The sequence below is a fragment of the Mesorhizobium sp. B2-4-3 genome (assembly GCF_006442815.1).
In the GTDB taxonomy this organism is placed as follows: Bacteria; Pseudomonadota; Alphaproteobacteria; order Rhizobiales; family Rhizobiaceae; genus Mesorhizobium.
Window position 1 is genome coordinate 226,559 of the sequence record NZ_VFVL01000001.1, and the last position, 24,666, is coordinate 251,224.

At 64.1% G+C, this 24,666-nt stretch carries 26 protein-coding genes and 1 pseudogene; 12 read left to right on the top strand and 15 right to left on the bottom strand.

What is annotated here, in order from left to right; all coding sequences use genetic code 11:
• Positions 1 to 138: 138 nt before the first annotated feature.
• Positions 139 to 1,086 carry a trypsin-like peptidase domain-containing protein gene (locus tag FJ956_RS01040; RefSeq protein ID WP_140675871.1) on the top strand — a complete coding sequence of 316 codons (948 nt, stop codon included), beginning with the start codon at positions 139 to 141 and terminating at the stop codon, positions 1,084 to 1,086.
• 16 nt (positions 1,087 to 1,102) lie between these two features.
• On the opposite strand, the gene FJ956_RS01045 is transcribed toward FJ956_RS01040, so the two are convergent.
• Positions 1,103 to 1,528 carry a VOC family protein gene (locus FJ956_RS01045; RefSeq protein ID WP_140675873.1) on the bottom strand — a complete coding sequence of 142 codons (426 nt, stop codon included), beginning with the start codon at positions 1,526 to 1,528 and terminating at the stop codon, positions 1,103 to 1,105.
• 66 nt (positions 1,529 to 1,594) lie between these two features.
• Between FJ956_RS01045 and FJ956_RS01050 the strand changes: the two genes are divergently transcribed.
• The gene (locus tag FJ956_RS01050; protein ID WP_140675876.1) at positions 1,595 to 2,221 is read left to right on the top strand and encodes a TetR/AcrR family transcriptional regulator; all 627 of its coding nucleotides are present in this window, start codon (positions 1,595 to 1,597) and stop codon (positions 2,219 to 2,221) included.
• Here FJ956_RS01050 and FJ956_RS01055 read toward each other — a convergent pair.
• Complete coding sequence (locus FJ956_RS01055) at positions 2,163 to 3,110, bottom strand: LysR family transcriptional regulator (RefSeq protein ID WP_140675878.1); 948 nt, start codon at positions 3,108 to 3,110, stop codon at positions 2,163 to 2,165. The genes FJ956_RS01050 and FJ956_RS01055 overlap by 59 nt on opposite strands.
• 116 nt (positions 3,111 to 3,226) lie before the next feature.
• On the opposite strand from FJ956_RS01055, the gene FJ956_RS01060 reads away from it, so the two are divergent.
• From FJ956_RS01060 to FJ956_RS01070, 3 genes are all read left to right on the top strand, one after another.
• Positions 3,227 to 3,865: an FMN-dependent NADH-azoreductase gene (locus FJ956_RS01060; RefSeq protein ID WP_140675881.1), complete on the top strand. Its 639-nt coding sequence runs from the start codon at positions 3,227 to 3,229 to the stop codon at positions 3,863 to 3,865.
• An 84-nt stretch (positions 3,866 to 3,949) separates the two neighbouring features.
• Positions 3,950 to 4,186: a hypothetical protein gene (locus tag FJ956_RS01065; protein ID WP_246672044.1), complete on the top strand. Its 237-nt coding sequence runs from the start codon at positions 3,950 to 3,952 to the stop codon at positions 4,184 to 4,186.
• Positions 4,187 to 4,222: 36 nt separating this feature from the next.
• Entirely contained in the window at positions 4,223 to 5,155 is a 933-nt protein-coding gene (locus FJ956_RS01070; protein WP_140675884.1) for a 3-keto-5-aminohexanoate cleavage protein, read from the top strand.
• A 132-nt stretch (positions 5,156 to 5,287) separates the two neighbouring features.
• Here the strand turns inward: FJ956_RS01070 and FJ956_RS01075 are convergent, their stop codons facing one another.
• Both FJ956_RS01075 and FJ956_RS01080 read right to left on the bottom strand, forming a co-directional pair.
• Positions 5,288 to 5,581, bottom strand: coding sequence for an HlyU family transcriptional regulator (locus tag FJ956_RS01075; RefSeq protein WP_140675888.1), 294 nt, complete (start codon positions 5,579 to 5,581; stop codon positions 5,288 to 5,290).
• Between the two features lie 68 nt (positions 5,582 to 5,649).
• Complete coding sequence (locus FJ956_RS01080; protein ID WP_140675891.1) at positions 5,650 to 6,291, bottom strand: TetR/AcrR family transcriptional regulator; 642 nt, start codon at positions 6,289 to 6,291, stop codon at positions 5,650 to 5,652.
• 166 nt (positions 6,292 to 6,457) lie between these two features.
• Here FJ956_RS01080 and FJ956_RS01085 point away from each other — a divergent pair, with 166 nt between their 5' ends.
• Positions 6,458 to 7,135 carry a PspA/IM30 family protein gene (locus FJ956_RS01085; RefSeq protein ID WP_140675894.1) on the top strand — a complete coding sequence of 226 codons (678 nt, stop codon included), beginning with the start codon at positions 6,458 to 6,460 and terminating at the stop codon, positions 7,133 to 7,135.
• A gap of 40 nt (positions 7,136 to 7,175) precedes the next feature.
• The gene (locus FJ956_RS01090; protein WP_140675897.1) at positions 7,176 to 7,436 is read left to right on the top strand and encodes a YiaA/YiaB family inner membrane protein; all 261 of its coding nucleotides are present in this window, start codon (positions 7,176 to 7,178) and stop codon (positions 7,434 to 7,436) included.
• 79 nt (positions 7,437 to 7,515) lie between these two features.
• Here FJ956_RS01090 and FJ956_RS01095 read toward each other — a convergent pair whose 3' ends face one another.
• The 5 genes and pseudogenes from FJ956_RS01095 to FJ956_RS01115 form a co-directional block, all read right to left on the bottom strand.
• Entirely contained in the window at positions 7,516 to 8,187 is a 672-nt protein-coding gene (locus FJ956_RS01095) for a PadR family transcriptional regulator (RefSeq protein WP_140675900.1), read from the bottom strand.
• A 136-nt stretch (positions 8,188 to 8,323) separates the two neighbouring features.
• Positions 8,324 to 8,548 (bottom strand): annotated as a pseudogene (locus FJ956_RS01100) (DCC1-like thiol-disulfide oxidoreductase family protein); the annotation flags it as partial.
• A 245-nt stretch (positions 8,549 to 8,793) separates the two neighbouring features.
• Positions 8,794 to 10,821 carry an RNA polymerase sigma factor RpoD gene (gene rpoD, locus FJ956_RS01105; RefSeq protein ID WP_140640674.1) on the bottom strand — a complete coding sequence of 676 codons (2,028 nt, stop codon included), beginning with the start codon at positions 10,819 to 10,821 and terminating at the stop codon, positions 8,794 to 8,796.
• A 427-nt stretch (positions 10,822 to 11,248) separates the two neighbouring features.
• Positions 11,249 to 13,192: a DNA primase gene (dnaG, locus tag FJ956_RS01110; RefSeq protein WP_140675903.1), complete on the bottom strand. Its 1,944-nt coding sequence runs from the start codon at positions 13,190 to 13,192 to the stop codon at positions 11,249 to 11,251.
• A gap of 136 nt (positions 13,193 to 13,328) precedes the next feature.
• Positions 13,329 to 13,691 carry an RcnB family protein gene (locus FJ956_RS01115; protein WP_140675905.1) on the bottom strand — a complete coding sequence of 121 codons (363 nt, stop codon included), beginning with the start codon at positions 13,689 to 13,691 and terminating at the stop codon, positions 13,329 to 13,331.
• 362 nt (positions 13,692 to 14,053) lie between these two features.
• Between FJ956_RS01115 and FJ956_RS01120 the strand changes: the two genes are divergently transcribed.
• The 3 genes from FJ956_RS01120 (at position 14,054) to FJ956_RS01130 (ending at position 17,312) form a co-directional block, all read left to right on the top strand.
• A complete protein-coding gene (locus tag FJ956_RS01120) occupies positions 14,054 to 15,718 on the top strand; it encodes a Na/Pi cotransporter family protein (RefSeq protein ID WP_140675908.1) in 1,665 nt (554 codons plus the stop codon).
• A gap of 77 nt (positions 15,719 to 15,795) precedes the next feature.
• Complete coding sequence (locus FJ956_RS01125) at positions 15,796 to 16,011, top strand: DUF2061 domain-containing protein (RefSeq protein ID WP_140675910.1); 216 nt, start codon at positions 15,796 to 15,798, stop codon at positions 16,009 to 16,011.
• 119 nt (positions 16,012 to 16,130) lie between these two features.
• Complete coding sequence (locus FJ956_RS01130; RefSeq protein ID WP_140675913.1) at positions 16,131 to 17,312, top strand: MFS transporter; 1,182 nt, start codon at positions 16,131 to 16,133, stop codon at positions 17,310 to 17,312.
• A 1-nt stretch (position 17,313) separates the two neighbouring features.
• Here the strand turns inward: FJ956_RS01130 and FJ956_RS01135 are convergent, their stop codons facing one another.
• The gene (locus FJ956_RS01135) at positions 17,314 to 17,871 is read right to left on the bottom strand and encodes a GNAT family N-acetyltransferase (RefSeq protein ID WP_140675916.1); all 558 of its coding nucleotides are present in this window, start codon (positions 17,869 to 17,871) and stop codon (positions 17,314 to 17,316) included.
• Positions 17,872 to 17,918: 47 nt separating this feature from the next.
• Positions 17,919 to 18,629 carry a DNA helicase gene (locus tag FJ956_RS01140; protein WP_140675919.1) on the bottom strand — a complete coding sequence of 237 codons (711 nt, stop codon included), beginning with the start codon at positions 18,627 to 18,629 and terminating at the stop codon, positions 17,919 to 17,921.
• A gap of 282 nt (positions 18,630 to 18,911) precedes the next feature.
• Here FJ956_RS01140 and FJ956_RS01145 point away from each other — a divergent pair, with 282 nt between their 5' ends.
• Complete coding sequence (locus tag FJ956_RS01145) at positions 18,912 to 19,913, top strand: hypothetical protein (protein ID WP_140675921.1); 1,002 nt, start codon at positions 18,912 to 18,914, stop codon at positions 19,911 to 19,913.
• 15 nt (positions 19,914 to 19,928) lie between these two features.
• Here FJ956_RS01145 and FJ956_RS01150 read toward each other — a convergent pair whose 3' ends face one another.
• Positions 19,929 to 20,375: a GatB/YqeY domain-containing protein gene (locus FJ956_RS01150; protein WP_140675924.1), complete on the bottom strand. Its 447-nt coding sequence runs from the start codon at positions 20,373 to 20,375 to the stop codon at positions 19,929 to 19,931.
• 260 nt (positions 20,376 to 20,635) lie between these two features.
• Between FJ956_RS01150 and carA the strand changes: the two genes are divergently transcribed.
• Positions 20,636 to 21,841 (top strand): glutamine-hydrolyzing carbamoyl-phosphate synthase small subunit, encoded by a 1,206-nt coding sequence (gene carA, locus FJ956_RS01155; protein ID WP_140675926.1) that lies wholly within the window; start codon positions 20,636 to 20,638, stop codon positions 21,839 to 21,841.
• Between the two features lie 57 nt (positions 21,842 to 21,898).
• On the opposite strand, the gene FJ956_RS01160 is transcribed toward carA, so the two are convergent.
• The 3 genes from FJ956_RS01160 to FJ956_RS01170 all read right to left on the bottom strand — a co-directional run bounded on the left by FJ956_RS01160 (position 21,899) and on the right by FJ956_RS01170 (position 24,628).
• Positions 21,899 to 23,167 carry a TCR/Tet family MFS transporter gene (locus tag FJ956_RS01160; protein WP_140675928.1) on the bottom strand — a complete coding sequence of 423 codons (1,269 nt, stop codon included), beginning with the start codon at positions 23,165 to 23,167 and terminating at the stop codon, positions 21,899 to 21,901.
• A gap of 166 nt (positions 23,168 to 23,333) precedes the next feature.
• Positions 23,334 to 24,263 (bottom strand): neutral zinc metallopeptidase, encoded by a 930-nt coding sequence (locus tag FJ956_RS01165; RefSeq protein ID WP_140675931.1) that lies wholly within the window; start codon positions 24,261 to 24,263, stop codon positions 23,334 to 23,336.
• Between the two features lie 167 nt (positions 24,264 to 24,430).
• Entirely contained in the window at positions 24,431 to 24,628 is a 198-nt protein-coding gene (locus FJ956_RS01170; RefSeq protein ID WP_140675934.1) for a hypothetical protein, read from the bottom strand.
• Positions 24,629 to 24,666: the final 38 nt, after the last annotated feature.

Consider the following 24,666-nt stretch of genomic DNA (forward strand, 5'->3'; position numbering starts at 1 on the left):
GACCCAGATATCGCTCGGTAATGCCGCCGCGGGTACTCGCCTGACGGCTAGTCGCCGGCCGGACTGGCCATCTGGTCAGGTCGCGGCAATTGCGACTGCTCCGCACATATAGTCATCATTCCACGAGGGAACACGCCGATGGCTTTCGCAGCCGAGAAACTTCCATCCGATGACACCTTGCTCGACGCCTATTCGGCATCGGTTGCCGACGCCGTCGATCGCATCGGTCCGGCGGTCTGCCGCATCGAGCGCATCGGCGCCGGCGGTCACGGCTCCGGCTTCGTCATCGCGCAGGACGGTCTCGTCGTCACCAATTTCCATGTCGTCGGCGATGCGCGCGCCGTGCGTGTCACCATGCCGGACGGCGCTTCGCGCGAAGGCCACGTGCTTGGCCGCGATCCAGACACCGACATCGCGCTGGTGCGTGCCGACGGCAATTTCGCCGACATCGCGCCGCTCGGCGATTCCAAGCGCCTGCGTCGTGGCCAGATCGCCATCGCTATCGGCAATCCGCTCGGTTTCGAATGGACCGTCACCGCCGGCGTCGTCTCGGCGCTCGGCCGCTCGATGCGCGCCTCGACCGGGCGGCTGATCGACGACGTCATCCAGACCGATGCCGCGCTCAATCCGGGCAATTCGGGCGGACCGCTGGTGTCGTCGGCGGGCGAGGTGATCGGCGTCAACACAGCCATGATCCACGGCGCGCAGGGCATCGCCTTCGCGGTCGCCTCCAACACCGCCAATTTCGTCATCTCGGAGATCATCCGCTTCGGCCGCGTGCGCCGCGCCTTCATCGGCGTCTCGGCCGACACGACCAACCTGCCGCGCCGGGCCGCGCTCTTGTCGCAAGTGACCACGAACACGGCGGTGCGCCTGCGCAGCGTCGAGAAGGACAGTCCCGCCGCCAAGGCCGGACTGAAGGAAGGCGACATCATCGCGGCAATAGACGGCCGGCCGGTCACCGGCGTCGACGACCTCGTGCGCATGCTCGATGCAGAGCGTATCGGCCGCGAGACGCTCTGCACCGTCGTGCGCCGCACGGGCGTCAGCCAGGTGGCGGTGACGCCGGTGGCGCGGGCGAGCTGAGGCCCAGGATTCCGGTTCAGCCCCCGGCCGCGCCTTCGGCATATTGCACCAGGAACTCCTCGCTTGGCGGGATCGGCTTGATGACGTCGATCAGCACGCCATTGGGGTCCCTGGTGATGAAATGGCGCTGACCGAAGGGCTCGTCGCGGAGCGAGCGTAGGATCGGCAGGCCAGCGGCGACGACCCGATCATAGACCGCGTCGGGATCGCGCACCTCGAAATTGATCAGCAGGCCGGACGCGCGCCCGCGTCCCTCTTGCGGGATCGTCTCGTGGTCGCCCTGGACGACGCCGAGGTTGACGCGCCTGTCCTCGACCGACTGCAGGTGCACATACCAGTCGCTCTCGAAGAGCGGGGTGAAGCGGAAATGCTCGACGTAAAAGGCCGCCGTGCCAGCGACATCGTCCGTCATCAGCACCGGATAATAGCTGGTCGTCTTCATCTTCCCTTCTCCTCTCATCCAACATACAGTCTGTATGTAAATACAAATAACATACAGGCTGCATGTATGCAACAGGAGTCCGGACGCCGCTCCAACCGCGACCGCACCGAGGCGACGCGCGCCGATCTGATCCGCGCGGCGCGAAGGCTGTTCACGGAAAAATCCTATGCCGAGACCGGCACGCCGGAGATCGTCGCCGAGGCGGGCGTGACGCGCGGCGCGCTCTACCATCATTTCGCCGACAAGCAGGCGCTGTTCGCGGCGGTCGTCGAGCAGGAGGCAGCGGCCGTGGCGGCGGAGATCGACCATGCCTCGCCGCCGTCGCTATCCGCGCGTGACGCGCTGATCGCCGGCTCGGACGCCTATCTCGAGGCAATGCGAGCGCCCGGCCGCACGCGGCTCCTGCTGCTCGACGGGCCGGCCGTGCTCGGCCGCGCCGCCATGGACGAGATCGACAATCGCCACGGCAATCGCTCGCTGCGCGAAGGTTTGGTCGCTGCGATGCGCGCGCAGGCAATGACCAGATTGCCGGCCGACGCGTTGACCGCTTTGCTGGCGGCCGCCTTCGATCGGGCCGCTTTAGCCATCGAGGCCGGCGCGTCCGGCGAGGACTACCGCGCGGTGATGATCGCGCTCATGGACGGCTTGTCTCCGGTTCCTCCTCCGTCCAGACGCCCGGCTCCGTCTCGTTGAAGCAGCCGAGCTGCCGCTTGAACTCGTCGATCAGCCAGGATGCCGCCGGCTTGGGACTGCGGTCGGTGCGGTGCATGGCATAAAGCGGGGAGCGCACCTCGCGATAGGGCTCCAGATCGAGCTCGACCAGCCGGCCGCTGGCAAGATCGTCGGCGATCAGCCAGCGCGGCAGGCCGCCCCAGCCGAGGCCTTCGCGCATCAAAGCATGCTTGGTGCGCACATCCGTCAATCGCCAGGTCCGATAGGCAAACACGCCGTAGTCGCGCCCGCGCGTCCGCTCCGACTGGTCGGAGACGACGAGCTGGATATGCTCGCGCAGGTCCTCGACGGCAACCGGCTTCGGTAGTTTGGCCAATGGGTGATCGGGTGCCGCCGCAGGCACCATCGAAGTGAAGCCTATGCGCAGCAGATTGACGTCGGCATCGCCGTGCAGGCCGCCGAAGCCGAGATCCGACTGGCCGTTGAGGACCTGGTCGACGATCAGGCCGAGCGAGCCGATATAAAGCCGCAACATCACCGCCGGGAACTGGGCCTCGAAGGCCTTGAGCACGTGCACCAGCGCCGGTGAAGGCAGCGCCACGTCAACCGACACCACCACTTCTGCCTCCAGCCCTTGCCGGTAGCCGTCGGCGCGCGAGCGGATGCGATGCAGCACCCCGATCATGCGCCGCGCGTCTTCCAGCATCGCCTTGCCGACATCGGTCAGTTGCGGCTCGCGCACGCCTTCGCGTTCGAACAGTTTCAGGCCGAGCTGCGCCTCGAGATTGGCGATGCCGTAGCTCACCACCGACTGCGCCCGGTTGAGCTTGCGCCCCGCGGCCGAGAAGCTGCCGGTGTCAGCCACCGCCACCAGGATTTGGAGCTGATCCAATGTCGGGTTCGGTTGCATGCTCTCTCCATCCGTTTTGTTGATGGATTGTATACATTTTATACCAGTTATCCTGATGGAGAGCAATCCCATATTGGGGTGGAAAGTTTCAATCCAACCCCCAAGGGGACACCGCCATGTCTATTCTCCTCGTTACCTCTAGCCCGCGCGGCGCCGCTTCGCATTCGACGCGCGTCGCCACCGATCTTGCCCAGAAGCTCGCTGCCGCCGATTCGTCCAACACGCTTGTCGTGCGCGATCTGGTCGCCAATCCGTTGCCGCATATCGATCCCGACTACGCCACCGGCATCTACACGCCGGCCGAAGCACGCACGCCGCGCCAGGCCGAGGTCGTCGGCGTTTCCGACGCCGCGCTCGACGAACTTTTCGCCGCCGACACGGTTATCCTCGCCACCGGCTTCATCAACTTCAACATCTCCTCGACGTTGAAGTCCTGGGTCGACCATGTCGCCCGCTCGGGCAAGAGCTTTGCCTATGGTGAAGGCGGCCCGAAGGGCCTCGTCAACGGCAAGAAGGTCTATATCGTGCTCGCTTCCGGCGGCATCTATTCCGAAGGCGCCGCGGTGCAGATGGACCATGCCGTGCCTTACCTGCGCAGCGTGCTCGGCTTTCTCGGCATGACCGACGTCGAAGTCATCCGCGTCGAAGGCGTCGGCATGGGTGCCGATGCGGTCACAGCCGCGCTGGCCAAGGCCACCGCCAAGGTCGATGCGATCGCTGCCGCCAACGCCAGTCAGGTCGCAGCCGCGGCCTGATCGCCGATCCCGAAAGTGAAAGAGGCAGGCGCCCACCAGCGCCTGCCTTTTTCTGTATCTTGCCCCCAGCCGGCGCTGGTCATCGTGGCGATCCAGAACGCGGTGCCGATCTGGAACGACTTTTTCTTCCCGCTGGTGCTGATCACTTCCGACAATTTGAAGACACTGCCGCAAGGGCTGACCGTGTTCGTCGGCGAATTCACCACCGACTGGGGGGTGCTGTTCACCGGGCTGACACTGGCGGCGCTGCCGATTACCCTGCTCTATATCGTGCTGTCGAAGCAGCTCATTTCCGACATCACGCAAGGCGCTGTCAAATAGGCGCAGTCAGATAACGAAGAGATCGAGGCATACGAAGTGGCGAACCTGAACAAGATCATCATCACCTGCGCGGTCACAGGCTCAATCCATACGCCGTCAATGTCGCCGCATCTGCCGGCGACGGCGCAAGAGATCGCCACCGCCGCGATCGAGGCGGCCGAGGCGGGCGCGGCGATCGTCCACCTCCACGCCCGCAACCCGGTCGACGGGCGCCCCGACCAGTCGACCGAGGCCTTCGCCCCGTTCCTGCAGGTCATCAAGCAGCGCTCCAACTGCGTCGTCAACATCACCACCGGAGGCGCCGCGACGATGAGCGTGGAAGAGCGCGTCAGGCCGGCGAAGGTGTTCGCCCCCGAGGTCGCGTCGCTCAACATGGGCTCGATGAATTTCGCGCTGTTCCCGATGCTGGAGCGCTTCAAGACCTTCGAGCATGACTGGGAGCGGCCTTATCTGGAATCCTCGCGCGACCGCATCTTCCGCAACACCTTCGGCGACATCGAGCACATCTTGCGCACGTGCGCCGACAACGGCACGCGCTTCGAGATCGAGTGCTACGACATCGGCCACCTCTACACGCTGGCGCATTTCGTCGAGCGCGGCCTGGTCAAGGCGCCGTTCTTCGTCCAGAGCGTGTTCGGCATCCTCGGCGGCATCGGCACGCATCCGGAGGACGTCGCCCATATGAAGCGCACCGCCGACCGCCTGTTCGGCAACGACTATCACTGGTCGGTGCTAGGCGCCGGCCGCCACCAATTGCCGATCGCCACGCAGGCCATCGCGCTGGGCGGCAATGTGCGCGTCGGCCTGGAGGATTCGCTGTGGATCGGCAAGGGCAAGCTAGCCCGTTCCAGCGCCGAACAGGTGACCAAGGTGCGCCAGATCATCGAAGGCCTCGGCGCGTCGATCGCCACGCCCGACGAGGCGCGGCAAATCCTGCAGCTCAAGGGCGGCGACAAGGTTTCGTTCTGATCGACGAAAGGCAAAGAGCCGCCGTAACGCCTAGAGCATGATCCCGAAAAGTGGGAACCGGTTTTCGGAGAAAGATCATGCTCCAACAAAGAGCTAGGCCGTGATGGCGATTCAACGAAACGCCATCACGGCCTAGCCGAACATCCGCTCGCCTTGCTCGTCGACCAACTGGATGCCCTTCTTGATCGAGATGTCGACGGCGTCGTCCAGCCCGGCGAAGCGGTCGGCGCGGATGAAGCGGTGCTCCTTCATCACGCCGTCCACTTCCTTCGAGACGACGCCGCAGGTCTGGTATTGGCCGTCAGCCTTGTAGGGCGTCGCGCTGATCAGGAATCCCTTGTGCTCGACCTGCTTGGCCGGCTTGGCGGAGCCAGTCTCCGTTGCCTCGCTACTGCCGCCGCCAAAAAGCTTCTTCAGAAAAGACATTTTTCAAAACTCCCATTCACGCCCACACAAGAAGAATCACGGCATCCCCTGTTCGCGCAGGCCCCTGTTCACGCAGGCTTCGTCTCAGCATGCGCGAATGCGCCGCCGTGTTCCAGCCCCTTGACGAAAACGCCGACCAGAAGCTCGACCTGGTGCCAAATCTCCTCGGCCTGCCGGCTGTTCGAATTCGCCACATAGCCACTGGTCACGATGCCATGCACGCTTGACCACAAGGTCCGCGCCGCAAGCGCGCGGCGGTCGTCGTCGAGGTCGAAATCTCCGGCCTTGAGCACGCCGGCGACGATGTCGAAGAGTGCGTCGAGCAGCGCGTCATAGGCGTCCGGGCCTGGCCGCGTGGCGCGGCGGCGGTTGAAGGCGAGCACCGCCGGCCAACTGCCGGGATGCGCCTCCACGAAGCGCACATAGGCGGCCGCCATCGCCAGGATGCGATGCCGGACATCGGTCACCCCTTGCCCCTCGAGATCGGCCATCGCCGCCAAGCCTGTCGCGCCCAACCGGTCGAGCAGCCGCATGTTGACGGCGCGGTGCACCTCGTCGAGATCGGCAAAGAGGTTATAGACGGATCCGACGGAGATGCCGGCCTGCTCGGCGATGGTGCGCGCCTTCAGATTGTCGGCGCCGCCCTCGTTGAGCAGCGCCTCGGCAATGACGAGCACCTTCTCGCTCATCTCTTCCTTGTCCAGCGCCATGCTCTTTCCTGTTCTTGTCTCCGGAGCCGGTGCACCCGGCCGGATTCATTCCCGCGTTTACCATGCCCAACACCTCATGAACAGCGTTCAAAATAATTCTTGAACAGTGTTCATTTCCTGCTATGTTGACATCGTGAACATTGTTCACAGCAACAGGGAGTAGACCATGCTTAGTCTGATCAAGACATTGCTGGACGGCGCCAGCGCCCGGGCCGAGGACAATCTGAAGGACCGTTTTGCCATCGACCTTCTGGCCCAGCGTATCCGCGACGCGGAGGCGGGCCTTGCCGCCGCCAAGCAGACGCTCGCCTCGCTGATCGTGCGCCAGCGAGCCGAGCAGACCAGCCTCGACCAGCTCGATCGCCGCATCGCCGATCTGGAGACTCGCACGCTGAGCGCGCTCTCGGCCAACAACCAGGCGCTTGCCGAGGGCGGCGCTTCCGCGATCGCCGAACTCGAGAACGAGCGCGAGGTCCGCCGCGCCACGGTCAAGAGCCTCGGCGAGAAGACCTTGCGGATGCGACTGTCCGTCGAACGGGCGCATCGCCGTATCATCGATCTCAACCAGGGCATGATCTCCGCCAGGGCGATCGATGCCGAACGCAAGGCGCAGTCCCGCCTCAACCGTTCGATCGGCCGCACGGCGAGCATCAACGAAGCGGAGGAACTGCTAGCCCGCATCAAGGACAGCAGCGATCCATTCGAGGAAGCCGGCATCCTCGACGAGATCGACGGCGAGCTGCGCCACGAGGCGATCCGCGAACGCCTCGCCGAAGCAGGCCACGGACCTGCCACCAAGGTGCGCGCTGAGCATGTCCTGGCACGCCTGAAATCGCTGAACTGAACCCGGAATTCCAAACAGATCAAACCAAAGGAACACCACGATGAACGGCAATCAGACCTACATCCTGTTCAACACCGTGTCGGTGGGCGCCGCCTACTTCATGCTGGCCCTGTCGCTGTGGCTGGCGCCGGTCGACCTCTCGACCAAAGGCTATTGGGCGATGGGCGTCCTCTTGCTCACCGGCAGCCTGGTGAACCTGGTCAAGTACCGCACCGACGAGCGGATCGCGGCCGAGACCACCGCCAAGATCGAGAAGGCGCGCAACGAGAAGCTGATCAGCGAATATGTCGGCAAGGATTGATCCCCTGCCCTTGCCGATCACGGACTGAATGCAAAAGCCCGGAGCGATCCGGGCTTTTGGGTTTCCCTGTGAGAATATCTTAGCGGCGAGCCAAGGCCTCGATCGCCTCGGCGGCGTCTTCCAGGATGCTGATCGCCTCGGCCTGCTTGTCTTCCGGCGCGTCGGCGATGTCGCCGAGCGCGGCGCGCAGCCGGTGGCGCAGCGCGCGGAACCGGTCGCGCGTTTCCGAGCGGCCGCGGCGCCCGTCGTCCTTGTCGTCGCCCCAGCCGAACCATTCACGCGCCGCGGCCATCTTGCGGCCGAAACGCTCAAGATGGTCGAGCACGCTGTCGATCATCTCACGATTCTCGTCCAGATGCGCCTTGCCGGCTTCGGTGATCGAAAACACCTTCTTGTTGCCTTCGCTCGAGGACACCGCGTAGCCCGCCTCCTCCAGGAAGGTCAGCGTCGGATAGACCACGCCCGGACTCGGGCTGTAGACGCCGCTGGTGCGCTCTTCCAGCGCCTTGATGATGTCGTAGCCGTGGCGCGGCGCATCGGCCAGAAGCGACAGCGTGATCAGCTTGAGATCGCCGTCGGCCAGCATGCGCCCGGCACGGAACATGTCGCCCGGGCCGCCGCGTCCGCCGCCCCTGCCGCCATGGCCGAACGGGCCAAAGCCGCCGCCTCCGCGGCCGCCGAATTTGCCGGCCATGTGCATGAACATGCGCTCGCCGAAGTGGTTGTGCCCGAAGTGACCTTGTTTGTGCATGGATTGCTCCTTGAGTTATATCTTACGATACATCGTAAGTAAGGCGCACCGCTTTCAGAGTCAAGATATATCTTAAGATGTATCTTACGGTGCGCCAAGACCGCTTATGCGTCTTCGTACGGCTGGGCCGAGAGCGCTACCAACGGCCCTTACGCCGGTTCCAGGCGTAGAGGAGGTCGGCGAAACGGTCATAGGCGATGCGCGTCAAAGGCAGCGCGATCACGTTACCGAACAGGGACGCCAGCCACCCCTCGCCCGGCGTGAGCCGCCAGACCGCGATCGCCACGTCGGCGCCAACGAGCAGCCGGCCTTCGCTATCGGTCGCGTGCAGGCGCCGGCGGATATCCTCCAGCGAGGCGCCGAGCTCGGTCCAGTTGATAAGCACGATGTAGGTTGTCATGGCACACCTCCCTCCGGCGCCACGGTGCGGGCGTCTGGCCGTTGACGGCCGACGCCGGGGCGGGCATCCGGCTTGTCGCCCACAAATGCATCCGACCCTGGATTATCCCCCTGTCGGGCAAACCCGGCAAGGCGGCATGAGAGGTCTCCGGAATCGCAAAAAGGGCGCCCGAGGCGCCCTTTCGATTTCGTGTGATTATATTCCGCTCAGCTATCCAGGAAGCTTCTCAGCTTACGGCTGCGGCTCGGGTGCTTGAGCTTGCGCAGCGCCTTGGCTTCGATCTGGCGGATACGCTCGCGCGTCACCGAGAACTGCTGGCCGACTTCTTCCAGCGTATGGTCGGTGTTCATGCCGATGCCGAAACGCATGCGCAGCACGCGTTCCTCGCGCGGCGTCAGCGAGGCGAGCACGCGCGTCGTCGTCTCGCGCAGATTGGCCTGGATCGCCGCGTCGATCGGCAGGATCGCCATCTTGTCCTCGATGAAGTCGCCGAGATGCGAATCCTCTTCGTCGCCGACAGGCGTTTCGAGCGAGATCGGCTCCTTGGCGATCTTCAGCACCTTGCGCACTTTTTCCAGCGGCATGGCGAGCTTCTCGGCCAGTTCCTCCGGCGTCGGCTCGCGGCCGATCTCGTGCAGCATCTGGCGCGAGGTGCGCACGATCTTGTTGATCGTCTCGATCATGTGCACCGGAATACGGATGGTGCGCGCCTGGTCGGCGATCGAGCGGGTGATGGCCTGCCGGATCCACCAGGTGGCGTAGGTCGAGAACTTGTAGCCGCGGCGGTACTCGAACTTGTCGACCGCCTTCATCAGGCCGATATTGCCTTCCTGGATCAGGTCGAGGAACTGCAGGCCGCGGTTGGTGTATTTCTTGGCGATGGAGATGACCAGACGAAGGTTCGCCTCGACCATTTCCTTCTTGGCGATCGCGGCCTCGCGCTCGCCCTTTTGCACCTGGTTCACGATCTTGCGGAATTCCAGGATCGAGATCGCCGTTTCGGTGGCGAGGTTCTGGATCTCGGCGCGCAGTTCCTTGATCGCATCCTTCTCGTTCTTGGTGAACTCCTTCCAGCCGCGCGAGGTCAGGTTGGCGATCGAACGGGTCCAGTTGGGATCGAGCTCCGAGCCCTGATACTCCCTGAGGAATTCCTCACGGCGCACGCCATAGCTTTCGGCGAGGCGCAAAAGCTTGCCCTCGTTCTGCACCAGGCGCTTGTTGATGTCGTAGAGCTGCTCGACCAGCGCCTCGATGCGCGCGGCGTTGAGCGACAGCGACTTCACCGCCTTGATCAGCTGGTCCTTCAGCTCCTTCAGGCGGCGGTCCTGGCTGGGCGAGAGCGTGCCGGCCGCGGCCAGGCGGTTCTCGACCTGCTGGTCCTGCAACTTGCGCAGCTTCTTGTAGGTGTCGGCGATGACGTCGAGCGTCTCCATCACCTGCGGACGCAGTTCCGCTTCCATCGCGGCCAGCGACAGGCTCGCCTCGTCCTCGTCGTCTTCCTCTTCCTCCAGCCCGCGCGTGTCGCCGCCGACATTGGTGATGTCGTCTTCTTCCTCGCGCGCCGCCGCGCGGCCGCGCGGCTTCTCTTCGGGCTTGGGCGCTTCCTCGACGCGTTCGACCACGGGCGCCTGCTTGGCCTCGGGGCCGGCATAGGTCGCCTCGAGGTCGATGATCTCGCGCAGCAGGATCTTCGATTCGTTGAGCTCATCGCGCCAGATGATGATGGCCTGGAAGGTCAGCGGGCTTTCGCACAGACCCGCGATCATCGTTTCGCGGCCGGCCTCGATGCGCTTGGCGATCGCGATTTCGCCCTCGCGCGACAGCAGCTCGACCGAGCCCATCTCGCGCAGATACATGCGCACCGGGTCGTCGGTGCGATCGGTCGGCTCTTTCTTGGTGGTCGTGGCGGCAACCGCGGTGCCGGTCTGCTCGGCGAGCTCGTTGGCGTCTTCCTCGGCGTCGGCGGCCGGCTCGGCTTCGGTCTCCTCGCCCACCTCGTCGTCCTCGACGACGTTGATGCCCATGTCGCTGAGCATCGCATTGATATCTTCGATGCGGTCCGGATCCGTCTCTTCCGAGGGCAGCACCGCGTTGAGCTCGTCGAGCGTGACATAGCCGCGTTTCTTCGCGGCCTTGATCATCTTCTTGACAGCATCGTCGGAAAGGTCGAGCAGGGGGCCATCGGTGGCGCCTTCGCGTTCGGTCTCGACCTCTTCCTTTTCCTTTGTCGCCATTCTTTGTCGTCTCCAAGCGGCCGAATATCGAGGCCGCGTAAACTGCCGTACCGTTTATGCTGGACGCGCTCGCGCCGGAACGCTTCTCATCGGCCCAGCAACCGCGTCATCTCTTTTGTTTTGTGCATGTCGCTGTCCCAAACCGGTTTCCACTTTTGGGCGACATGCATTAAGTCCAGATTAACCCTGATATCTGGAGCGGGCACTCTGCCTGTCCAGTCGTCACCAGTGCCTCGCATCGCTCGGATTTCCCACCGACGCCGGGGCACGGTTAACGTTTCGAATCGTCCTGATTCCGCCAATCTGCCAGAAGGTCAAGCGCCTCTGGCATGATTCGCATGAAAAAAGCGAATCAATTACCCGACTTAGAGGCGTCGATTCGACGCGCTGCGCATTTCCACTTCACTTCCAATGGAGGTGTTCGGCCCTAAACGCGACCAACCCTGCCCGATAAAACGCCAAACCCTTCGATCAGCGCTTCCGTTGCCTGCACATCGTTGAATTGCGCTTGAATCTCGACGAGATGCCGGAAGTTTTCGTCCGAAGGGTCTGCATCGAGCGCCGCCTGCGCCTGTTTCAGCTCTCTATGTAATGTGCGGGCGCTACGCTGCAAGTGCATCGCCTGGTTGAAGGCGTCGCGGGCATCGTCGAGCGCCGCGGTCTCCAGCGCCGGCCACTGCCGCGCGCGCTTGATCAGCTCCACCGCCCGCTCCCAGATGCCGCCGCAGCCGGCGCGCTCGATGGTGGCGATAACCGCGCCGCGCTCGTCGGCCGCGTCATGCGCCATGGCGTCGAGTATGGCGGCGTGGAGTTTCTTCAAATCCGAATTGGCGAGGTCGAGGAACTCGACATGCGCGAAATTCTCGTCGATCAGCGCCGGATGGTTGACGAGCGCCACGATGATCGTTGCCTCGCGCACCGACATCCCCTCGCCCCGCTTGACCAGCGCCGACTTGCCGAGGCTTTCGCTGATCGCGATGCGCCCGCTTCCGCCCTTGGCGAACTGTCCACCAGGTGCCGGGGCTTTGCCTTGGCCGCGCTCGCCTGGCCGGCCGCCATCCTGACGGCCCTGCCGCGGGCCGCGCTGCGAGCCGAAGAAGCTCAGCTCCCGCTCGCGCATTTCCTGTTGGTAGTGATAGCGTGTACTTTCGTCGCGTATACGACTTGCGAGCTCACGCAGCCTCTTTCCAAGTTCCGCCCGACGCTCCGGCGTGTCGAAGACGCCGCCCGCGGTCTCGCGCATCCACAACAGGTCGACCAGCGGTCGCGCCTCCGCCAGCACCGCGCGAAATGCGTCCGGCCCGTCTGCCTTGACCAGATCGTCAGGGTCCTTGCCCTCCGGCAGCAGCGCAAAGCGCGCCGAGCGGCCGGGTTGGACTGCCGGCAGCGCCAGGTCGGCGGCGCGCCATGCCGCCTTCAGCCCCGCCTGGTCGCCGTCGAAGCACAGAACCGGCTCGCCGGCCATGCGCCACAACAGCTCGAGCTGGTTTTCGGTAAGCGCCGTGCCGAGCGGCGCCACGGCGTTCTCGAAGCCGGCCTGCGCCAGCGCGATCACGTCCATATAGCCTTCGACCGCGATCACCGTGCCGCCCTTGGCGAGAGCTTTGCGGGCGCGGGCGAAATTGTAGAGCACGTTGCCCTTGTGGAAGAGCTCGGTGTCGGGCGAGTTCATGTATTTGGCGAGCGCATCGGGCGCCAGCGCGCGGCCGCCGAAGGCGATGATCTTGCCGCGCGAATCCGGGATCGGGAACATGATGCGGTCGCGGAACCAGTCATAGGAGACCGGGATGTCGTCGCCATGCCGCACCAGTCCGCAGGCCTCGATATCGGCCTTCGGCACGCCCTTTGCCGCCAGGTGCTCTTTCAAGGCATTGCGGCTGTCAGGCGCGAAGCCAAGCCGAAACGATTGCTGTGTCGCCGACGTCAGTCCGCGTTCCCTGAGATAGGCGCGGGCTTTTGCCCCTTCCGGGCTCTGCAGCCGCTCCTGGAAAAAGGTGGTCGCCATTTCCATGACTTCGGTGAGGCTGGCGCGTTCCTTTTCTCGCCGCTCTTCCCGTTCATCGCGCACCGGCATCGGCACGCCGGCCATGTCGGCGATCTTCTCGACCGCTTCGGGAAAGCTCATGCCGTCGAGCTCGGTGAGGAACTTGAAATGGTCGCCCGACACCGAACAGCCGAAACAGTGGTAGCGCCCCTTCTTGTCCTCGCAGTGGAAGGACGGGCTTTTCTCGCCGTGGAACGGGCAGCACGCCCAATAGTCGCCACGCGAGGCGTTGGTCTTCTTCCTGTCCCATGCGACACGCGCGCCGATGACCGATGAAATCGGCACGCGGTCGCGTATCTCGTCGAGGAAGGCGGGCGGAAAGCGCATCGGGGAAACTCGTTTGCCCTCCATATAATCAAGCCGCCCGGGCAGGGCGACTCCGTCCGGCCCATCGTACCCGCTTTTCACAGACGAAAAGAAGGCGGCCGGGAGGCCGCCTTCCGAATTTCCGGATTGCCGCGGATTACTGCGCGGCGATCGCGCCGAAGATGATGCCGGAGAGGATGCTGACCAGCACGTAGTCGTTGCCGACGCGGATCCACTCCTGGCCGGGACCAGGGCGGCGCAGGCCGTAGCGGTTCCAGTCGCGGACCGGCTGGTGGCGCTTCCAGTTGGAATATCTCTGGCCGTTGCGCCAATGGCTGCGCTTTACCACCTTCTTCTTGACGATGACGCGCTTGTCGACATGCCTGCCGGGCTTCTGCCAGTCGACCTGCGTGTAGCTTGACTGCGGCGCGCTCGGCCGGGCGAGCGGCGCGGCCTGGCCGGAGAAGGCCGAGGCGGCCAGCATCGAGGCGGTGATGGCGCAAAGTATGAGACGCTTCATGGTTGGTACTCCTTGGTTGTCGATAGACAGAGGAATAGCCTTCAATGGATGAACCGAAACTGAACATGAGAATTACAATTCTGTAATGATTTCCGACGCTTGCAGAGCCTGCTTCAACGAAGCTCCGGATCGGGCCGGCTGTGCCGCCCAGTATCGCTTCATGCCGAGCGAAGCGCCGCCGCGCGGCGCGTGCAACCAATGCGCCCTACATTCATTTCCGACATGTCCCGTCGAGCCGAGACGATCATCGCATCAGAAAAATCTATTATTCGGCTAATCTTAATTGGTATATTTCCACACGTTGAAATGGTTGAGATTCGCCCCCCTCTCCACACTGCCAGGGTCACCTTGCGAGGTCGGCTGTGAGCGGCTCCGTCGTCCTCCTGCACCTTGCCGGCGCGGTGGCGCTGATGCTGTTTGCCACCCGCATGGTCAAGACCGGCGTCGAGCGCGCCTATGGCGACTTGCTGCGCCACCGGCTGCGCGCGACCATGCGCAATCCGGTCATGGCGGTGCTGGCCGGCTGTGGACTGGCGATTGCGCTGCAGAGCTCGACCGCGGTGACGCTGCTGGTCGGCTCCTTCGCCGGCGCCGGCATCGTTTCGGGCGCCGCCGGGCAATTGGCAGTGCGCGGCGCCGAAATCGGTTCGGCGCTGGTGGCCAAGCTGCTCACCTTCGACCTGACGCTTTTGGTGCCGCTCTGCCTGATCGCGGGCACGGTCATGTTCATGGCCACCGAGCGGCGCGATTGGCGGCAGATGGGCCGTATCCTGATCGGCGTCGGCCTGCTGATCCTGTCGCTGGAGATGATCGGTCAGGCGTCGGAGCCGCTGCGCAATAGCCAGTTGATGCCGCTGATCATCAATTATTTCTCGGGCGACTCCATCACCACCTATCTATTGGCCGCGTTGGTCACCTGGCTGTTCCAGTCGAGCATCGCCGCGGTCCTTTTGATGGCGACGCTGGCGGGCCGCGGGCTGATCACGCCGGAACTCGGCGTGGTCCTCGTGCTTGGCGTCAACCTTGGCTCGTCGCTGATCGCGCCGATGCTGACGCGGTCGGCGCCGCCCGAGGTGCGCATCGTGCCGATCGGCAACCTTTTGATGCGAGGCCTCGGCTCGCTGATCATGCTGGTGCTGATCATGACCTTCAAGCCGGATGTCGCCTTCCTCGGCAAGACCGCGCCGGATCAGATCGTCAACGCCCACATCCTGTTCAACGTGCTGATCCTGCTGGCCGGACTGCCGCTGGCCGGCCTCGTCTACCGCGCTTCCGAAAAGATCGTGGCGCTGGGCAGCAAGCCTCAACCGGCCGCCGCGCTCGAGGTCGTCGAGCTGTCGGCGCTGAACGAGAGCGCCCTCGATACGCCGAGCCAGGCGCTCGCCAATGCGACGCGCGAGGTGGTGCGGGTCTGCGAGACGGTCGAGATCATGCTGAAGCGCATCATCGAGCTTTACGAGGATGCCGACGCCGACAAGATCAAGGCGCTGGCAGCGCTCGACGACCGCGTCGACAGGAAGCATGCCGCGATCAAGCTCTATCTCGCCAAGATCACCAGGAATCCGCTGACCGAGGACGAGGCATTGCGGTGCCAGGAGCTGATCGGCGCCTGCGTCAAGCTGGAGCAGGTCGGCGACATCATCGTGCGCAACATGCTGGTGCATGTCAGGAAGAAGCTGGAGCGCGGCCTGGAATTCACCCCGGAAGGCTGGCAGGAGCTCTGCGCCTTCCACTCCTCCGTGCTTGCCAACGCGCGGCTTGCCTTTAACGTTCTGGTGTCACGCGATCCGGAAACCGCGCGCCAGCTGGTGCTGGAGAAGGATCTTTTGCGCGAACGCGAGAAGCAAACCAGCGCCAGCCATTTCGTGCGCCTGCGCGAAGGCACCGCCAAGAGCGTCGAGACGAGCTCTATCCATCTCGACACCATTCGCGACCTCAAGCAGATCAATTCGCTGCTCGCCTCGATGGCCTACCCGGTGCTAGAGGAACGCGGCCTGCTTGGCGGCTCGCGGCTCAAAGCGAGCTGACAAAATTTAGTCTTTGCTCATCCACGCATGCGTCGGCTAAGGAACACCTGAGGCCCAACGGGAGGATGATTTAGTCGATGGACACCCATTCGCGCAGCTTCGTCAAAGCGCTTTCCTGGCGCGCAACCGGCACGATCGACACGATGATCATCTCTCTCGTGGTGACCGGAAGCATCAAGCTCGCGGCAACCATCGGTTTGACCGAAGTCGCCACCAAGTCGCTGCTCTACTATCTGCACGAGAGGGCTTGGCTGAAAATTCCTTACGGTCGCCGGACAGCCAGCAATCCTTGAGACGGGCAGGCTCGATCGGTCCAGTCAAGAAAAGCTAAAGCGCCATCGCCAATTTCTGCATTGCCGGAACCGCCCGAGCGTGGTTTGAGGCTATACATTCCTCGCATATATTTTGAACCATGCTTCCGCTGATTGCCCTTTTCCTTGCCGCCTTTGCCTTCGGCACCACCGAATTCGTCATCGCCGGCGTGCTGCCGGAGGTGGCGCAGGGCCTCGACGTTTCGGTGCCGACCGCAGGCTATCTCGTCTCCGGCTATGCCTGCGGCATCGCTGTCGGCGGCCCGCTGCTGGCTTTGGCCACCGGCAAGGTGTCGCGCAAGACGCTGCTGATTGGGCTCACGATCGCTTTCACCCTTGGCCAGGCGGCTTGCGCGCTGGCGCCCGATTTCACCTCGATGCTTCTGCTGCGTGTCGCGACCGCCGTGGCGCATGGCTGCTATTTCGGCGTCGCCATGGTGGTCGCGGTCAGCCTGGTGCGCGAGGACCAGCGCGGCCGGGCGGTCGCGGTCATCCTCTCGGGGCTGACGGTCTCCAATGTCATCGGCGTGCCGGCCGGCACGGCGATCGGCAGCCTGTGGGGTTGGCGCGCGACCTTCTGGGTGATGGGCGCGCTGGGCCTCGTCGCGATCGTCGCCATGCTGGCGCTGCTGCCGCGAACGGCGGGCGCCGCCAATCGGCCAGCAGGGCTGGCGCGCGAAGTTCGCGTGCTCGGCCGCCAGCAGGTCTGGACCTCGCTGATCCTGATGCTGATGCTGATGATCGGCCAGTTTGTGCTGTTCACCTACATCACGCCGATGCTGCTCGAAGTGACGGGCCTCGACGAGAGCCAGATCCCCTTCGTGCTTTTGCTCAACGGCGTCGGCGCCACGATCGGCGTCCTGGTCGGCGGCAAGCTCGCCGACTGGAAGCTGATGCCCTCGCTTATCGTCATGCTCGCCCTGCAGGCGGTGGCGCTGGGCATCATCCATCTCGTCAGCCCCTACCCGGTGCCGATGATCGCGGCCATCGTCATCTGGGGCGGTCTCAACTTCGCCATCGGCGCGCCGATCCAGACGCGCATCCTCGCCTGGACGGCCGATGCCTCCAACCTCGCCTCCTCGCTGATCCCGTCCGGCTTCAACGTCGGCATCGCGCTGGCCGCGTCGCTGGGCGCGGCGATGCTCAACGCCGGCCTGGGCTATCGGAGCCTGCCGCTGGCCGGCGTGCTCGCCATGCTGGTGGCGGTGGTGGTGGCTGTCGCCTCGCAGGCCTGGGAGTGGCGCAGCCGCGCGACCCCGCCGCTGCCGGCGGCCGCGGAATAACTTAAAGATCGATCCTGAACCTCAGGCTCTCTGCGCCGCCATAGGCTGCAATCTTGGCAAACCGCCCGACCAGCCTGCCACCATTGGCAAGCACCACTTTGTGCGAGGCAGGATTGTCGCGATCAGTGGTGATCTCGACATGGTCGAGGCCGACCGCCCTCGCCTCGTCCAGCATCAGCCGCAGCGCTTCGGTGGCATAGCCACGGTTCCGCTTCCACGGCACCACCGCATAGCCGATATGGCCAAGCACATGCGAGGGCAGCGCCGACGTGCCCTTCTGCCAGCGAAAGCCGATCGAGCCCGCGGCCTCGCCATCCCAGATCCAGCGCCGGAAGCCCGGCAGGCGCGGCACAGCCGTGCCGTCGGGCAAGGTGATGGGCGGCCCCTTCGCTTCGGGGTCGTCAAGGTCGGCGAGAAAGGCGACGGGATCCTTCTCGATCGCCTCGAGCTGCTCGCGCGTCGCTTCGAGGAGCCGCACATTGTCGGGCGACCACCCACGCTCCAGCGCCGCCTTGTAGGAAGGCAAATGTTCGAGGGCGGGTTTGACGATCTCGATCATGGTTCGCTTCCCTGTCGAGACCGGCATAGCCGGGACACGGATCGCTCTCAAGCCGCCTGGAACCGGATTTCGCCCTTGTTCAGGAAACAGGCTTTGTCGAACAGAGACAGGTCGAGCGGGTTCGGCAGCCGAATATCGCCGATATCCGGGAACGGTCTCCCGGAGGAATCATAGGACCTGTCGACCTGCGAGATGAAGACCAGCACCAGTCCGCGTTCCCGGGCAAACGACCTCAAGGCGCGTATCTGGACCATGAGCTCGGGATTCTCCCGCTTCTGGTCGAGCAGTTGCAGATAGTCGATGACCGCCAGCATGCCGCGCGGCGCCGACCGCAACCTCTCGATGATGTAACTGGCGCTTATGGCGTCGGAATTGTCGAAATCGAACAGGTGATTGAAATCGGCCGGGTCGATCCCGATGTCGCGGAACCGGTCGAGGATGTCGGCATGCATGTATTCCAGGGTGAAGAACACGGCGCGGCTGCCTTGCTTCATGGCCGCCACGGCGAGATCGAGGCTCATCAGCGTCTTGCCTTGGCCTGGCCGCGCCGCCACGAGAACCATGTCGCCGGGGATCAGCCGCGCCAACAGGGCGCCGGCTGGCGCAGCCTCGGCGGCTTTGGCTGCAAGCAGGCTCCAGCTGCCAAAACCTTCTTCACCGGCAATGCGGTCGAGCGCTGTGTGGAGTGGAACATTTTCCCGGCGGGACAAGAGCCTCGCCTGGCGCTTCAGATAATAGACGGGTACGGAAAGCCGCATCGAAAAACCTCCTGCCGCGAGCAGTCTCGACAACCCCTCCTTATGCCTGGCGCTCGAACAGTTGGTTGGATGTGAATTGCCCCGCATGAACGATGCTTCCCGATGGAGGGAGGAGGCGTGGGCGCGCCGGAATCAGATCATAGCTCAATCGAAGCGGTCCGGAAATCCGACTTCCAAAAGGCGTCGCTAAACTAGAAGTGTTTCGCCGATGGATGCGAGACCTTCTATGATCGGCCCAGGTGATTCACAGGTACGAGACATTTCGACAGGAGGGGCAAAAGGGTGCGGTTGAGATCTGTTCCGCGGGGCGCGGCCATCTTCTGCCTTGTCGCGATCCTTGCTGCCTTGACGGCATCGGTCAGCTCATTTGCGGCCTTGCGGCCGTCGACCGTTCCCGACTGGCTGCAGCGCCATGTCGGCGATGGCGAGGGCCAGATTTCGCAGGTCGTTCTGGAGCGGGCGCGCGCGCTCTATCAGGAGAAGGTCAGCGACGGTTCGGTCAGCAACCCCTGCTACTTCGCCATGGATGCTACCCGTCCCGGGGATTTGGGCAACAGCGTGCTCGGCCAGCGCTATTACATCATATGCGAAAGCAAGCAGCTCTTCCGCGCGGTTTCCTCGGGCCATGGCGGCGGCCGCAACCTGAAAGGCGTTGCCGATTTCTCCAACGGCAGGCGTTGCGCAAAAAACTTCGGCAACGCGATGGACTCGTCACTGACGGCTGGCGGCGCCTATATGACCGCGGAGGCCAAGACGTCGTTCAAGGGCTACTACCGTGTCGGCGCGCAGAACGCGGTGTTCATGCGCAGCTTCATCCAGTTCGACGGCGAAGGCGAAGCGGCGAACGCCAGGCAGCGCGTGATCGGCGGCCATCCGGCTGCCATCTTGAAGGGCCTGTGCATGCGCAAAGACCCGAACAGCTCATACGCCGACCATGACGGCCTTGTTCCGTTCGGCAAGCTGGTGAACTATGCCGGCGGCCGCAGCAATGGCTGCACCAGTTGGTCGCCCGCTGACGCCGAGCAGATCATCCCCCTCGTGAAGAACAAACCGACGACGCTCTACATCTATCCGGAATCGCGCGACATCGCCGCTGTCGCGCGGGCAAAGGCCGCAGGCCAATCGCTGTCAGGCGCGGGCACTTATTGGAGCACCTCCTGCCTGAGCGAGATCGGCTCGCCGAAATTCTGGCCCAAGAAGACGCTGGAGCCGATCATCGCACAGTACAAGAAGGATCATCCGGCGCCGCCGCAGCAGCCGATACCTATGTGCAAGGATCCGTGAAGCCGTAATCGCTTACTACAGCAGCCCCTTGATGATGGCGCTGGCCTTGGCGAAGTCCATCTGGCCGGCATACTTCTGCTTCAGCGCGCCGATCACCTTGCCCATGTCCTTCTGGCTGGCGGCGCCGGTCGCCGCGATCGCTTCGCGCGCCGCAGCCTGGATCGCCGAGTCGTCGAGCTGCGTCGGCAGGAACGCGCGGATGATTGCCATCTCGCCGCGCTCCTGCGCCGCCAGTTCCGGCCGCTTCCCGTCCTCGAAGGCCTTGGCCGATTCCTCGCGCTGCTTCACCATCTTGGCGAGGATCTGCAGGATCTCCTCCTCGCTCGCCGGTGGCTTGCCGGCGCCCCGATTGGCGATGTCGCGATCGTGGATGGCGGCCTGGATCAGCCGCAGCGTCGGCAAGCGGTGCTTGTCCTGCGCCTTCATCGCGCTCTTCATGGATTCGGCGATTTTCTCGCGCATCGTGCTTCTCCTTCGAATGCGGCGGACAATAGCTTTGCCGAACGGCCAACGCAAATCGCGGCAAGATGCTGATATTGCTGGACGAAAGCAAATCGGCCACGGTCCGGGGGCGCCGCATTGACCGTTCCGGCGCGTTCGCCTATGTACTCGGTCCTGCATGAGATAATGAGTTGACGCGTGGGAGCCGGGAAATCCAGCTTCGCGCCATGCCGCGCAAATGGTCCCGCCGACCGATTGCCGCGCCTGACAGGAGTGCCGCCATGGCCACCACCACCGCCCCCTGGGCCACCGAAAAGCCGACCGCCCTTCTGGTCCTCGCCGACGGCACGGTGATCGAAGGCCGCGGCCTCGGCGCCACCGGGTCGGCCGTTGCGGAAGTGTGCTTCAACACCGCGCTGACCGGCTACGAGGAAATCCTCACCGATCCGTCTTACGCCGGCCAGATCGTCACCTTCACCTTCCCGCATATCGGCAATGTCGGCACCAATGACGAGGACATCGAGGATTTGCATCCGGCCGCCCGCGCGGGCGCTGTCGGCGCCATCTTCAAGGCCAACGTCACCGACCCGTCGAACTATCGCGCCGCCGGCCATCTCGACCAGTGGCTGAAGCGGCGCGGCATCGTCGCGCTGTCCGGCATCGACACCCGCGCGCTGACCGTGCTGATCCGCGAGAAAGGCATGCCCAATGCCGTCATCGCGCATGCGCCCGATGGCGTCTTCGACATCGAGGATCTGAAGCGGCAGGCCGCGGCCTGGTCGGGCCTGATCGGCCTCGATCTCGCCAAGGAAGTCACGTCGGGCCAGTCTTCGGTCTGGCGCGAGACGCCCTGGGTCTGGAATGAAGGCTATGGCGAGCGAGGCCAGCCTTCCATGCACGTCGTGGCCGTCGACTATGGCGTCAAGCGCAACATCCTGCGCCTGCTTGCGGGTCTCGGCGCCAAGGTCACCGTCGTGCCGGCAAAGACCGGCGCCGAGGAGATCATGGCCATGCAGCCGGACGGCATCTTCCTGTCGAACGGCCCCGGCGATCCGGAAGCGACCGGCGAATATGCCGTGCCGGTGATCCAGGACCTCTTGAAGACCGATATCCCGGTGTTCGGCATCTGCCTCGGCCATCAAATGCTGGCGCTCGCGCTCGGCGGCAGGACCGAGAAGATGCACCAGGGCCACCACGGCGCCAACCATCCGGTCAAGGACCACACCACCGGCAAGGTCGAGATCGTCTCGATGAACCACGGTTTCGCCGTCGACGCCGACTCGCTGCCCGAAGGCGTCGAGGAAACCCATGTCTCGCTCTTCGACGGCTCGAACTGCGGCATCGCGCTGACCGGCCGGCCAGTGTTCTCGGTCCAGCATCACCCCGAGGCCTCCCCCGGCCCGCAGGATTCGCATTACCTGTTCCGGCGCTTCGTCAATCTGATCCGCGAGCGGCGCGGCGAGAAAGCGCTGGCCGAACGCGCGTAGCGACCTACGCAGGAAGTCGCCATTTGCGGACCGGCCTCACCTGAATACCGACACGCCTCAGGCCGGGTCGGTCACCGCCTCCTGCGTGTGCATGCGCTCGACTTCCTTCGGCGTCGGCTTGGCCACTTTCGTCACGAAGACGATGACCGCCAGCGTCAGGAAGATCGCGCCGAGCACATAGGGCGCGCCGCCGAACACGACCGGCGCGGTCGGGCTCGTGAACCAGGAAAAGATCGCCGTGTAGAGCAGCGGCGTGATGATCGAGGTGATCGAGAAGATTGAGGTCATCGCGCCCTGCAATTCGCCCTGCGCCGAGGGCGGCACCTTGGCGGCGGCGAGGCTTCTGAGCGGCGGATCGGCCAGCGCCTCCAGGCAGCCGGCCACGATCACCGCATAGATCATCCAGCCTTGCGTCGAAAACGCATAGCCGAAGGCGCTGAGCGCGGTGAAGGTCAGCCCGATCGCCGCCGTCCTCCACTCGCCGAGCTTGGGAATGATGCGCGGCAGCACCGTCGCCATGATGATTGCGCCGCACAGGCCGAAGGCGCCGAGCGAAAAGCCGATCTGCTGCTGGCTCCAGCCATAGCGATAAGTGGAGACGAACGACCAGACCGCCGGATACATCATGTGGCCGAGCGTCATCAGGAAGAACACCAGCCCGATCCAGCCGATGCCCGGATAATTGCGCATCTGCATGAGCGTGCCGACCGGATTGGCGCGCTTCCACTCGAAACGGCGACGGTGCTTTTCATCCAGCGTCTCCGGCAGCAGGAACATCGCGATCAGGAAATTCACGAAGGCAAGCGCTGCGGCGAAATAGAACGGCACGCGCGGCCCGAACGTGCCGAGCAGCCCGCCCAGCACCGGCCCGATGACGAAGCCTACGCCGAAGGCGATGCCGAGCAGGCCGAAATTCTTCGCTCGGTTCTCGTCGTTCGAGATGTCGGCGATGAAGGCGGACGTCGTCGAATAACTGGCGCCGGAAATACCGGCGAGCACGCGGCCGATGAACAGCATCGGATAGGACCAGGCGACGGCGCAGATCAGGTTGTCGATGGAAAAGGTCAGCACCGAGGCAAGCAGGATCGGCCGGCGGCCGAAGCGGTCGCTTAAGCCGCCCATGATCGGCGCGAAGACGAACTGCATCGCCGCATAGACGAAGAACAGCCAGCCGCCCTCGATCGCGGCCTGGCTGACGCTGACGCCGCTCAGTTCCTCCAGATAGGCCGGCAGGACCGGCATGATGATGCCGAAGCCGATGATGTCGAGCAGCAGCGTCGTGAAAACGAGCGCAAGGCCCCGCTTGGCGGTTTTCGGGTCGATCATGGTGACAAGCTCCTCATCCGCCTTGGGGCACAGGCGGGAGGGACCTTATAGGCGAGGTTAGCGGCGGGAACAATCCGCGAACGAAGGCAAAGGTCTTATGCTGACATCACTTGCCAGCTGCCGCTTATCGCGGATCGTCGCCGAAAATGAAGCGGCGGGCGCCGCCTCAGATAGGACCGCTCATCGTGTTGCAGTCGGACAGCTTGCCGCTCTTGTAGCCGCGCGCCAGCCATGTCTGCCGCTGCTGCGAGGTGCCATGGTTGAAGCTTTCCGGCACGACATAGCCCTGCATCCTCTTCTGCAGCGTATCGTCGCCGATCTGCTTGGCGGCGTTCAGCGCGCTTTCGATATCACCCTGCTCCAATATGCCTTTTTGCGCGGTGTAATGCGCCCACACGCCGGCGAAGCAATCGGCCTGAAGCTCGATGCGCACCGAGAGCTGGTTGGCGTCGGCCTCGCTCATGCCTTGCCGCATCTGGTTGAACTTGCCCATGATGCCGGTGAGGTTCTGCACATGGTGGCCGACCTCGTGCGCCACCACATAGGCACGCGCGAACTCGCCGGAAGCACCGAACTGCTGGTCGAGCTGCTGGAAGAAGGTCATGTCGAGATAGACCTTGTGATCGCCTGGGCAGTAGAACGGCCCGGCCGCCGCCGAGGCGAAACCGCAGGCCGAACGGACCTGGCCGCTGAACAGCACCAGCTTGGGATCCTCATAGGTCAGGCCTTGGGACTTGAAAATGCCGGTCCAGGTGTCTTCGGTTTCCGCCAGCACCGTCGCGACGAACTGCTTCATCTCGTCATTGGCGGGCGCGCCGCCACTGTTCTGCGAGCCGCTGTTGTCGGTGATCTGGCCGCCACCACCCGGGAGCAGTCCGCCGTCGCCGCCACCCAGGATCTGCGATGGGTCGAAGCCGAAATACCATCCCGCGAGCACGACCAGGATGACCAAGAGAATGCTGCCGCCACCACCGGTACGGCCGCCGATGGGAAGTCGGAATTGACCGCCGCCGCCCAATCCACCGCCAAGTCCGCCGCCGCTGTCGCTACGGTCATCCTCGATGTTGTCGCTCTGACGACGGCCTCTCCAAAGCATGGCAACTCCTCGCGACGCGAATGTCCTGGAGGGACCGGCATGCCACCGCCCCCTGCAGACAATTATCGCAACGGCTGGCCTAAGTCACAGAATTTTTCGCACTCGACGAGCGCCCACGCGCAGGCAACCCCGATCTGACGGGTAAAATTCCACAGACCGTAACCCGGCTAAAAGCCTCGACTTTTCTGCTTGGCGCCGGCGCTCTTGCCGTCCGAACTTTTCGAACGTTCCTCGAAACGCGCCGCGCCCTTCTTCAGCGGACGGCCGGTCTCGGCCTCGGTCTTGCGCTCGTCCTTGGCGGCCGCCTGCCGCAATCCCCTGGCTGCCTGCTTCCCTTTAGCGGTCGGTGCCTGTTCGACGCCCATTGCTTCCTCCCTAAGCGCGACAATCGCGCGATGTGGGA

Excerpts from the sequence above, each read along its gene's own strand:
- FJ956_RS01170 (WP_140675934.1), bottom strand. The coding sequence starts at position 24,628 with ATGGGCGTCGAACAGGCACCGACCGCTAAAGGGAAGCAGGCAGCCAGG.
- FJ956_RS01160 (WP_140675928.1), bottom strand. The coding sequence starts at position 23,167 with ATGATCGACCCGAAAACCGCCAAGCGGGGCCTTGCGCTCGTTTTCACG.
- FJ956_RS01055 (WP_140675878.1), bottom strand. The coding sequence starts at position 3,110 with ATGCAACCGAACCCGACATTGGATCAGCTCCAAATCCTGGTGGCGGTG.
- FJ956_RS01050 (WP_140675876.1), top strand. The coding sequence starts at position 1,595 with ATGCAACAGGAGTCCGGACGCCGCTCCAACCGCGACCGCACCGAGGCG.
- FJ956_RS01085 (WP_140675894.1), top strand. The coding sequence starts at position 6,458 with ATGCTTAGTCTGATCAAGACATTGCTGGACGGCGCCAGCGCCCGGGCC.
- FJ956_RS01150 (WP_140675924.1), bottom strand. The coding sequence starts at position 20,375 with ATGCGCGAGAAAATCGCCGAATCCATGAAGAGCGCGATGAAGGCGCAG.
- FJ956_RS01060 (WP_140675881.1), top strand. The coding sequence starts at position 3,227 with ATGTCTATTCTCCTCGTTACCTCTAGCCCGCGCGGCGCCGCTTCGCAT.
- FJ956_RS01140 (WP_140675919.1), bottom strand. The coding sequence starts at position 18,629 with ATGCGGCTTTCCGTACCCGTCTATTATCTGAAGCGCCAGGCGAGGCTC.
- FJ956_RS01125 (WP_140675910.1), top strand. The coding sequence starts at position 15,796 with ATGGACACCCATTCGCGCAGCTTCGTCAAAGCGCTTTCCTGGCGCGCA.
- FJ956_RS01045 (WP_140675873.1), bottom strand. The coding sequence starts at position 1,528 with ATGAAGACGACCAGCTATTATCCGGTGCTGATGACGGACGATGTCGCT.
- carA (WP_140675926.1), top strand. The coding sequence starts at position 20,636 with ATGGCCACCACCACCGCCCCCTGGGCCACCGAAAAGCCGACCGCCCTT.
- FJ956_RS01090 (WP_140675897.1), top strand. The coding sequence starts at position 7,176 with ATGAACGGCAATCAGACCTACATCCTGTTCAACACCGTGTCGGTGGGC.
- FJ956_RS01135 (WP_140675916.1), bottom strand. The coding sequence starts at position 17,871 with ATGATCGAGATCGTCAAACCCGCCCTCGAACATTTGCCTTCCTACAAG.
- FJ956_RS01165 (WP_140675931.1), bottom strand. The coding sequence starts at position 24,263 with ATGCTTTGGAGAGGCCGTCGTCAGAGCGACAACATCGAGGATGACCGT.
- rpoD (WP_140640674.1), bottom strand. The coding sequence starts at position 10,821 with ATGGCGACAAAGGAAAAGGAAGAGGTCGAGACCGAACGCGAAGGCGCC.
- dnaG (WP_140675903.1), bottom strand. The coding sequence starts at position 13,192 with ATGCGCTTTCCGCCCGCCTTCCTCGACGAGATACGCGACCGCGTGCCG.
- FJ956_RS01130 (WP_140675913.1), top strand. The coding sequence starts at position 16,131 with ATGCTTCCGCTGATTGCCCTTTTCCTTGCCGCCTTTGCCTTCGGCACC.
- FJ956_RS01075 (WP_140675888.1), bottom strand. The coding sequence starts at position 5,581 with ATGTCTTTTCTGAAGAAGCTTTTTGGCGGCGGCAGTAGCGAGGCAACG.
- FJ956_RS01080 (WP_140675891.1), bottom strand. The coding sequence starts at position 6,291 with ATGGCGCTGGACAAGGAAGAGATGAGCGAGAAGGTGCTCGTCATTGCC.
- FJ956_RS01095 (WP_140675900.1), bottom strand. The coding sequence starts at position 8,187 with ATGCACAAACAAGGTCACTTCGGGCACAACCACTTCGGCGAGCGCATG.
- FJ956_RS01040 (WP_140675871.1), top strand. The coding sequence starts at position 139 with ATGGCTTTCGCAGCCGAGAAACTTCCATCCGATGACACCTTGCTCGAC.
- FJ956_RS01115 (WP_140675905.1), bottom strand. The coding sequence starts at position 13,691 with ATGAAGCGTCTCATACTTTGCGCCATCACCGCCTCGATGCTGGCCGCC.